The organism is Parasulfuritortus cantonensis, assembly GCF_004337445.1.
GTDB lineage: Bacteria > Pseudomonadota > Gammaproteobacteria > Burkholderiales > Thiobacillaceae > Parasulfuritortus > Parasulfuritortus cantonensis.
Genome location: NZ_SJZB01000044.1, coordinates 1 through 8959 on the forward strand (window position 1 = coordinate 1; position 8959 = coordinate 8959).

The 8959-nt window shown below is 59.6% G+C and carries 6 protein-coding genes and 1 pseudogene; all 7 read left to right on the forward strand.

Going from position 1 to position 8959, the window contains the following annotated elements; genetic code table 11:
• Positions 1–1147, forward strand: a pseudogene (locus tag EZJ19_RS12730) (DNA methyltransferase); the annotation flags it as partial.
• Positions 1144–2178: an AAA family ATPase gene (locus EZJ19_RS12735; protein ID WP_131448178.1), complete on the forward strand. Its 1035-nt coding sequence runs from the start codon at positions 1144–1146 to the stop codon at positions 2176–2178. The pseudogene EZJ19_RS12730 and the gene EZJ19_RS12735, both read left to right, overlap by 4 nt.
• Entirely contained in the window at positions 2175–2684 is a 510-nt protein-coding gene (locus tag EZJ19_RS12740) for a hypothetical protein (RefSeq protein WP_131444231.1), read from the forward strand. Before EZJ19_RS12735 ends, EZJ19_RS12740 begins: the two co-directional genes overlap by 4 nt.
• Positions 2681–5500, forward strand: coding sequence for a DEAD/DEAH box helicase (locus EZJ19_RS12745; RefSeq protein ID WP_131444232.1), 2820 nt, complete (start codon positions 2681–2683; stop codon positions 5498–5500). The genes EZJ19_RS12740 and EZJ19_RS12745 overlap by 4 nt, the downstream gene beginning before the upstream one ends.
• A complete protein-coding gene (gene pglZ / locus EZJ19_RS12750) occupies positions 5497–6987 on the forward strand; it encodes a BREX-3 system phosphatase PglZ (RefSeq protein ID WP_240754758.1) in 1491 nt (496 codons plus the stop codon). Before EZJ19_RS12745 ends, pglZ begins: the two co-directional genes overlap by 4 nt.
• A complete protein-coding gene (locus EZJ19_RS16470) occupies positions 6939–7196 on the forward strand; it encodes a hypothetical protein (RefSeq protein ID WP_240754759.1) in 258 nt (85 codons plus the stop codon). Before pglZ ends, EZJ19_RS16470 begins: the two co-directional genes overlap by 49 nt.
• 72 nt (positions 7197–7268) lie before the next feature.
• Positions 7269–8060, forward strand: coding sequence for a PglZ domain-containing protein (locus EZJ19_RS12755; RefSeq protein ID WP_476704072.1), 792 nt, complete (start codon positions 7269–7271; stop codon positions 8058–8060).
• Positions 8061–8959: the final 899 nt, after the last annotated feature.

The window sequence follows — 8959 nt, forward strand, 5'->3', positions numbered from 1 at the left end:
GCACCTCATGCAGAGATGTTTCGCTGAGTATTACCGGGTCCTTAAGCCGGGCAGATGGATGACAGTGGTGTTCTCCAATAGCCGAGCGGCTGTTTGGAATGCCATACAAGTGGCGTTGCAACAGGTGGGATTCGTAGTGGCCGAGGTCACCACGCTCGATAAGGTGAACTTGAGTTTTCAGCAGGTCGTTTCGCCTAACGCTGTTAAGCAAGATTTGATTATTTCCGCATACAAGCCTAACGGCGGACTGGAGGAACGTTTCAATCGGACTGGAGCGACGGTGGATTCTGCGTGGGACTTCGTGCAGACGCACTTGAAACAGTTGCCTGCCGTGAAAGTCACGTCCGGCTACCCGCAGGAGCTTTTGAATATCGTCGAGCGTGACCCTCGTCGCATCTACGATCGCATGGCGTCCTGGTTCATTCGGCACGGCACGATGGTGCCAATCTCAACGCCGGAGTTTCTGGCTGAACTGCCGGTTCGCTTCCGCGAGATGGATGGCATGGTGTTCCTGCCCGACCAACTCGTCGAGTACGAAAAGGCAAGGTCGCGTATCCCGCAGGTGAAGCAGGCAGAGTTGTTCGTTTCCGATGAGCGCAGTGCCATCGACTGGCTGACCAACTTCCTGCTCAAGCGCCCATCCACTCGGTCAGAGATTCACCCCGAGTACATCCCGCAGATCGGTTCGGCCAAGCGCAAGGGCGAGATCATTCCGGAGCTGGACGATCTCCTTGAAGACAACTTCCTGCGATATGACGGCGACGGTGACGTTCCAAATCAGATTTCCAACTATTTATCCAAGAACTTTCATGACTGTCGCGGGCTCGATAAAAGTCATCCAGTGATGAGATCCAGAGCCAAGGACCGCTGGTATGTGCCTGACCCGAACAAGGCACAGGACTTGGAGAAGAAGCGCGAGAAGGCACTGCTGAAAGAGTTTGAGACCTACAAGGCCTTCACCGGACGCAAGATCAAAGAGTCGCGCCTTGAGGTACTGCGTGCCGGTTTCCGCGCTGCGTGGGCAGCCAAGGACTATCAAACCATCATCGGCATTGCCAACAAGCTGCCAGAGGAAACGCTGCAGGAAGACGAGAAGCTGCTGACGCTCTTTGACCTCGCGCTGACCAGAACGGAGGACGGACTATGAGCAAAATCACGCACATCAAGCTGGATAACTTCACGTCCTTTGCCGGATTGGATCAGGCGTTTTCGCAAGGAGTCAACGTCATCATCGGTGCAAATGGCACTGGCAAAACGCACTTGCTGAAAGTGCTGTATGCGGCATGCGCAGTGACCGTGGGCGAAGACAAGGATAAGGGCTTTGCACTCAAGCTGCGCAGTGTTTTCAACCCGCATGAGGGTCGCATGGGCCGTTTGGCACGTCGGCAATCAACCAGCGTCAAAACCAAAGCCGTGGTCACCCGCGAAGGAGGCGTAAAGCTGGCGGCAGAGTTTTCTAATCACACCAACAAACCTGAGGATGTGAAGGTCACTGGCGAGGCATCCTGGAAAAAAGAAGAGCTGGCCAGCGCCTATATCCCGGTCAAGGAAATGCTGGCCCACGCGCCAGGCTTCCTGGCCACGGCAGCCAAGCGGGAAATTGCCTTTGAAGAAGTCTATGTGGACATCATCAAGCGTGCCTTCCTCCCCAAGTTGATGGGCCCGACCGACAAAGATCGGCAGCGCCTGCTGACTGCACTACAGAAGGCCATCGACGGCAAGGTGGTCGCGAAAGGCGAGCATTTTTTCCTCAAGAACAAACAGGGCGATCTCGAATTCACACTGTTGGCGGAGGGCATGCGCAAGCTGGCCTTGATCTGGTTGCTGATCCAGAACGGCACATTGCTCTCGGGCTCGGTGCTGTTCTGGGATGAGCCCGAAGCCAACTTGAATCCAGCTTTGATGGGCGATGTGGTCGAGGTGATCCTGGAGTTGCAACGAATGGGCGTGCAGGTGTTCTTGACCACTCACAACTATGTTCTGCTGAAGGAATTCGATCTGCGCAAGCAGAAGGACGACCAGATTCGATATCTGTCGCTGTTCCGGGATGAGACGGAAGCTGTCGTCGCCAAGGCAAGCGATAGCTATCTTGGCGTTGATCCCAATGCGATTGCCGCCACGTTCAGCGATCTTTACGACCGTGAGCTCAAGCGCAGCCTGGGAGGCATCAAACCATGACGGTGCTTGCCGAAGATGATCTGCAAATCACTTTGCCAGCAGGCGTCGCTGGCCGGAAGTTCGATGATGAGACCAGTCATGGCTTGAGCCATTGCATGAAGGCCGTGGACTTTATCGTCGAGTTGGACGATCGAACATACTTTGTCGAGTTCAAAGACCCCGAAAATCCCAATGCCAAGCCCCAGGACAGCGCTGCGTTCCTCAAGAAATTCATGAGTGGCGCAATTGATAGCGATCTCAAGACCAAGTATCGGGATTCGTGGTTGTACGAGTACGCCGAAGGTAGAGCGAAGAAACCCATTTATTACCTGGTACTGATCGGCGCGAGTACGTTGTCCGATGCCGACCTGATAACGCGAACGGATGCTCTGAAGCGCCAGATCCCTATGAATGGACCCGCAGATCGTCCGTGGAAAAAACCATTTGTGGCCGGTTGTGCAGTGATGAATCTTGCTGCCTGGAACAAAACTCTGGCACACATGCCGGCAAGCCGGGTCGGTCCATGAGCTTTACCATCGGCGATTGGTGTTGGTTTACCCGGCAGGCATCGCCCTGCCGTGTGATCGAACGCCAGGACGTATGGGGCGAGGTGGCTTACCGCGTCTGGTTGCCGGCCAAGGACGCGGTGGTGCGCGCCCGGGCAGCGGACCTGGCCTCGCTGGAAAGCGTGCGCCCGAGCGTGGAGCAGATCCTGCACACCACGGCGGCTGCCAAGCTGCTGGATGCGCTGGAGGACAACCTGCTATTGGCGCCGATCCAGTCCAGCGTGGTGCCGCTGCCGCATCAGCTCTATGCGCTGAACCGCGCGATCAGCCGCGATCGCATCCGCTACCTGCTGGCCGATGAGGTGGGCCTCGGCAAGACCATCGAGGCCGGCCTGGTGCTGCGCGAATTGAAGTTGCGTGGCCGGGTGAAGCGCATCCTGGTGGTGGCGCCCAAGGGGCTGGTGCGCCAATGGCAGGCGGAGATGCGTCTGCACTTCGGCGAGAAGTTTCAGTTCATCGAGCCATCCGAGCTGGCGGCCTTCCGCCAGTGGCGCAGCGGCGGCGCGGGCGAGGAAGAAAACCTGTGGCGCATGCACGACCAGGTGATCTGCTCGCTGGATTCGGTGAAGCCGCTGGAAGGCCGTCGCGGCTGGAGCCTGGAACAACTCAACACCTACAACCGCGAGCGCTTCGAGGACCTGATCTCAGCATCGTGGGATCTGGTCATCATCGACGAAGCCCACCGCATGGGCGGCAGCACCGAGCAGGTGGCCCGCTACAAGCTGGGCGCCGCGCTGGCCGAAGCCTCACCCTATCTCTTGCTGCTATCGGCCACGCCGCACCAGGGTAAGACCGACCAGTTCATGCGGCTGATGCAGTTGCTGGACCGGGAAGCCTTCCCGGACGAGAGCAGCGTCAGCCGTGACCGGGTACGCCCCTTTGTGATCCGCACCGAGAAGCGTGTGTCCATCAATGCCGAGGGCCAGCCGCTGTTCAAGCCGCGTGTCACCCGGCTGCAGGCGGTGGCCTGGCAGAGCCGGCACGGCTCGCAGCAGCGGCTATACGAGGCGGTGACCGACTATGTGCGCCACGGTTACAACCAAGCTATGGCGGCCAAGCAGCGCCACATCGGGTTCTTGATGATCCTGATGCAACGGCTGGTGACATCCAGCACGGCAGCCATCCGCACCACACTGGAAAAGCGCCAAGCCCTGCTTGAAGCACCGCAGCCCCAGGCCAACCTGTTCGAGAACACCAGCGCAGACGAGTGGGCGGACCTGGACGGCCAGTCCCAGGTGGATCTGGCCATGCAGTCCAGCGGCTGGGAGTTGGAGAAGTCCGAAGTCGAGATGCTGCTGGAATTGGCGCGGGAAACCGAAGCCGCAGGCACCGATGCCAAGGCCGAGGCGCTGCTGGAGCTGATTTACAAGCTGCAGCAGGAAGAAGGTGACCCGGCGCTGAAGGTGCTGATCTTCACCGAGTTCGTGCCCACGCAAGCGATGCTGGCCGATTACCTGGAGAGCCGTGGCTTCTCGGTGACGACGCTCAACGGCAGCATGGACCTGGAAGCGCGCACCCGCGCACAGCAGGCGTTCTCCAATGATGTGCGCGTGCTGATCTCGACGGACGCGGGTGGTGAAGGTCTGAACCTGCAGTTCTGCCACGTCATCGTCAACTTCGACATGCCGTGGAACCCGATGCGGATCGAGCAGCGCATTGGCCGGGTGGACCGCATTGGACAGAAGCACGTGGTGCGTGCCATCAACTTCGTGCTCGAAGACACCGTGGAGCACCGCGTGCGCCAGGTGCTGGAAGAAAAGCTGGAAGTCATCGCACAGGAGTTTGGCGTCGACAAGGCGGCCGATGTGATGGATTCGGTTGAGGCCGACCCGATCTTCGACGAACTGTTCGTGCACGGTCTGCAGAACCCGGATGCCATCGAACAGGAGTGCGACGCGGTGGTGTCGCAGTTGCGAACCACCCTGGCGGAGTCGAAGAAGAATAGCGATCTGCTCACTACTGAACATGATCTGGATGCCGATGATGCCCGCAAGTGGCGCGACCACCCAGCGCAGTTCTGGCTGGAGCGCGCCATCACCAGCGGGCTGGCCGCCCGTGGTGGCTCGGCCACCAAGGTGGGCAATGCGTGGCGGGTGAAATGGGCAGACGGCAGCGAGTCGGCACAGGCTTGCTTTGACGCCCGCACGGCGGATGAGAACCCGGAGTTGGAATGGGTCACGATGGAAGATCCACGCGCCCGTGCTGTGATCAGCGAGCTGCCGCGCTTTGTCGCCGGCCAGCCACTGCCGGTGATCCGCGTGACCGGGCTGCCGGATTCAGTACGCGGCATTTGGTCGCTGTGGGAGATCAGTCTGGCGGCTGAAGGCTTGAGTCGGAAGCGCTTCCTGCCGGTGTTCATCAACGAGGAAGGCCGGCCCTTCGTGCCAACCGCCAAGCGCGTCTGGGATCTGCTGCTGACCGAAACCGTGGACGTGCATGCCGTGACGGGTGCCGAGGAGTCGGTGAAGTGGTTCGAGGCATCCCATGCCACCGCCAGTACCCAGGGTGAGCGGATTTTTAACGAGCTGTTGAACGAACACCGTGAGCGCCTGAAGGAAGAACGGGAACGTGCGCTGTATGCCTTCGAGGCCCGGGGCCAGGCGATCGGGCGGATAGGTTTGCCCGCTGTGCGTGAGCATCGGCGCAAGCGACTGCAACAGGAACACGATGCACGTATGGCGGCCCTGGATGACATGGAGGCCAGCGTGCCGGATTTGAATGCCGTGATGATGGTGCGCGTCTCCGGTGATGCGATGCCCGGAGGACAGGTGGGATGAGCCAGTGGTCAAAACGCATTCTCAGTCACTTCACGGCCGACCTCACCCGGCTGTGGGTGGCCTGCGACCCCGACGATGTGCTGCTCGACGAAAAGCTGTTGTCCGAGCTGCGCGACCGGGGCTTCGAGGTGATGCTGTACGAGGACCCGTTTGCCTTCCGGGCGGAATACGAAGAACGGTATCGCGCCGCATGGGATCGCGGTGAGCCGGGACCGGCGCCTTCACTGGTTCTGCATCTGCGCAGCGCCGATGCGAATGAGCTGCCGTGGGACATCGTGCACCACGGGCGCGTGGTACGGCTCAGCCTTGCGGAGCTTTTCCCCAGGCTGGCCTACAGCGCTATGCAGCAGGTAGAACAGGAGCATCTTGCGGGGCTGTTTTATGCCCACCAGACCGAGTTGCAGTCAGCGCGCGGTGAAAACGAGTCGAAAGATTTCATCCTCGAACATGTCTATCAACTGACGCCGCGGTCCATTCGCAACCCGGTGGATTTCTGGCGCGAGTTGCTGCGGATGCACTTCGCCAACCGCTCATTGCCGCCGCTATTCGCACTGCACGCGGCGGGCATTATCCAGAGCAAAGGGCTGTTCGCGGATCAGCCCGTCGCCACATGGTTGGCGTCCAAGAGTGCGCTGCTACGGGTGGTGCAGGACGCGTGGTATCGCTACCTGGCGAACTTGGGACTGGATGGCACGCGCACAGGGGAACCGCCACCGCCGGAGTATGTCGCCAAGATCCAGATTCCCTTCGATCACTCCGATGTGCAGGTGCTGGTCGATTCCATGTTTCTCGACGGCACCTTGCACCCGCTGGCGGTGCACAGTGTCCCGGCGGGGATGCCGAGCTGGATTAAGGCCGGCATTGTCCAGGACCCCGCGGCGTTGCAGGCCTTGGTACTCAAAGGCATCGACGGTCTGATCGATGCGCTGCCCACGGCAAGCTGCTCGCACAAGGACTGGAGCGAGTTCGCCAAGCGCTACGGCGAGATCCTGGCTCGAACACATACCCTGCCCGGCGCGGAAGGCAGCGAGTATCTTCTGGCTATGGGTCAACAGATCGACGACCGCATCAAGACGCTGCAGGCGCAATCAGACGAGCGGCTGCATGCTTGGGTCGCGGCCAAGCATTACGCCGACCTGATTTTGCAGCCGGTCACCAAGGGCCCGGTGATGGTGCATCACGTTCCGCGCTTCTTGCGGCATCGGCGTTCTGCTGGTGAAGCGAAGGTCGCTTTGCTGGTATTCGATGGGCTCGCATTTGACCAGTGGGTGCAGATCCGGGAGCGGCTGATCGCCAGCACGAAGCGCTTTGCGTTCGATGAGGGAACGGCGTTCGCGTGGCTGCCCACTGTGACATCTGTGTCGCGCCAGGCACTGTTCTCTGGCCTGAAGCCTCGTGAGTTCGACGACTCGATTGATCGGACCGACAAGGAGAGTCCTTGTGGAAGACGTTCTGGCAGAACGAAGGCGTCAACCCAAATCAGGTGATGTATCGCCGCGCGCTGCGACAGATCAATCAGCTCGATGCACTGGAATCGGATTTGACAGACCGGCATCCAAAGGTTCTGGGCCTGGTGATCGATGAGGTGGACGACCGGCTCCACAAGGAGCGATCGAAGAAGGACGTGGCCATGTGGGTTGGGAACTGGTTGGCGACCGGCTTCGTTGATCGGCTGTTCTCCGCTGCTGCTGGATAAGGGTTACCACATCTACTGACGGCAGACCACGGCAACGTCGAGTCCACCGGCGTCGGTAGGCCCAACCAGGGCGTGATTGCAGAGACGCGCGGCGAACGCGTTCGGGTCTATCGTAGCGAACACTTGCTGGCCGATTCCGCTGCGGCCTATCCCACCACGGTCAGGTTGGACATTGCAGGACTACCCGCGAACTTCATGCCCCTATTCGCAGGCGGACGAACTGCCTTTGTGCCTGAGGGCGAGCAGGTGGTAGTCCACGGCGGGGTGTCGGTCGAAGAGTTGATCGTGCCCTTTGTGAAAGTCAAATATGTGATTGGTACCGGAATGAATTCATCAGCCCCTCAAATAGGCTTCGATCGGTTCATTCAGCTTGATTGGGCGACTGCGGCACTGAATGTTCGTGCTGGCGCGGCTGGACTAGATGATCTGAATGCACTGCTCGATGCAGCCGGACTTGGCGTCGAAGCCAAGAAGAAAACACGCACCGTACTGAACCGGCTGTGGCTAGAGCCGCGCGCCGAACTTGTCGATTACGCGGATCGCGGCGTGGCCATCCATAAGACGCATTCGGACATTCCAGTCGCCGCGCTGTGCTGGGGCATGGCTGTTGCGACGTACCCGTTCTTCGGCAAGGTGGCCGAATTGGTGGGCCGCCTGTCCGCCATCCAGGGCGACTGCGCATCCGCCGAAGTGCACCGGCGCATGAGTGAGACTTACGGGGAGCGCGAAGGAACACGGCGCATGACCAACATGGTCATCCAGAGCCAGGCGAGTTGGAGCGCTGTGGAGCGCGTGGAGAAGGGCAAGCGCGTTGTCCGCTTACACCAACAGCGATCGAGAACGACGAACTTACGGCATGGCTGATCGAGGCGGCTGTGCGCTACGCGGGCAAGCCCGTTTCTGTGCCAAGTCTGCAATCGCTGCCGGTGTTGTTTCCGTTCGCCTGACGCGGCCCTTGGCATACGTGGTGTCGAACAGCCCGAATCTAAGCCTTCGGTCGGAAGGCCGAGCACCAGTTCGTCGCTTTGCGGCAAAGGTAGCAATTGCTCGTGTCTACGCCACTTCCTGCAACGCGGGCAGATTGGCGAAGTAGAACGGCATCCGGCGTAGTGCGTTCAAGCGCCCTGTGCCCCCTGTGGCTTTTTCCGTGAGGCTGAGAAGATAACGACGGTAAGCACTCAATAGACGTTCCGCATAGACGAAACCCATACGCCTGACCGGCGCTCGATCGAAAAAACAGCAGCCAAGCGGCAAGCAGCGCCAGCGAAATGAGCAACGTCAAGCTGCGGCGAGCCCCGGATCGGCAAAGTGCACAGGATCAAAGTGGAGGCGTTACCTGGAGAACCTTTGCTCAGCAATCCGTAAAGGATACCCAGGAGGCACGACACGATACCCGGGCTTCATCGCCAGCATATTGCGATGAAATCCATAGGCAATTTCTCTTTTCAGCAAGAGCGCTTGTTAGAACGCGTGAGTTCGCGAAGCCGTTTGGTTGCACCGATGTATATGTCGTCTGCCTTGTCGGGGCTTGCTGACTCTTCCTCTGCCGTCGGCATGACAATACCCAGCTTGGCCGTGATCGCCGTGTGTAGCGTTGCTTGCTGACGCTATCGAGAAACTTATCACGATGGCGGTAGAGCGATGGTTGTAGGCATGCCGCCCCACTTTGCAACAGAATCTCTTCTAGTTTTTTCCCGCGTCCACGAGCCACGCTTGCAAGTGCATAAATGGCGCCGCAGCCGCCAAGCAAGCCAATTACACCT

What these genes read in the sequence shown, in the direction of transcription:
- EZJ19_RS12735 (WP_131448178.1), top strand. Translation starts at nt 1,144, where the DNA reads ATGAGCAAAATCACGCACATCAAGCTGGATAACTTCACGTCCTTTGCC.
- EZJ19_RS12740 (WP_131444231.1), top strand. Translation starts at nt 2,175, where the DNA reads ATGACGGTGCTTGCCGAAGATGATCTGCAAATCACTTTGCCAGCAGGC.
- EZJ19_RS12745 (WP_131444232.1), top strand. Translation starts at nt 2,681, where the DNA reads ATGAGCTTTACCATCGGCGATTGGTGTTGGTTTACCCGGCAGGCATCG.
- pglZ (WP_240754758.1), top strand. Translation starts at nt 5,497, where the DNA reads ATGAGCCAGTGGTCAAAACGCATTCTCAGTCACTTCACGGCCGACCTC.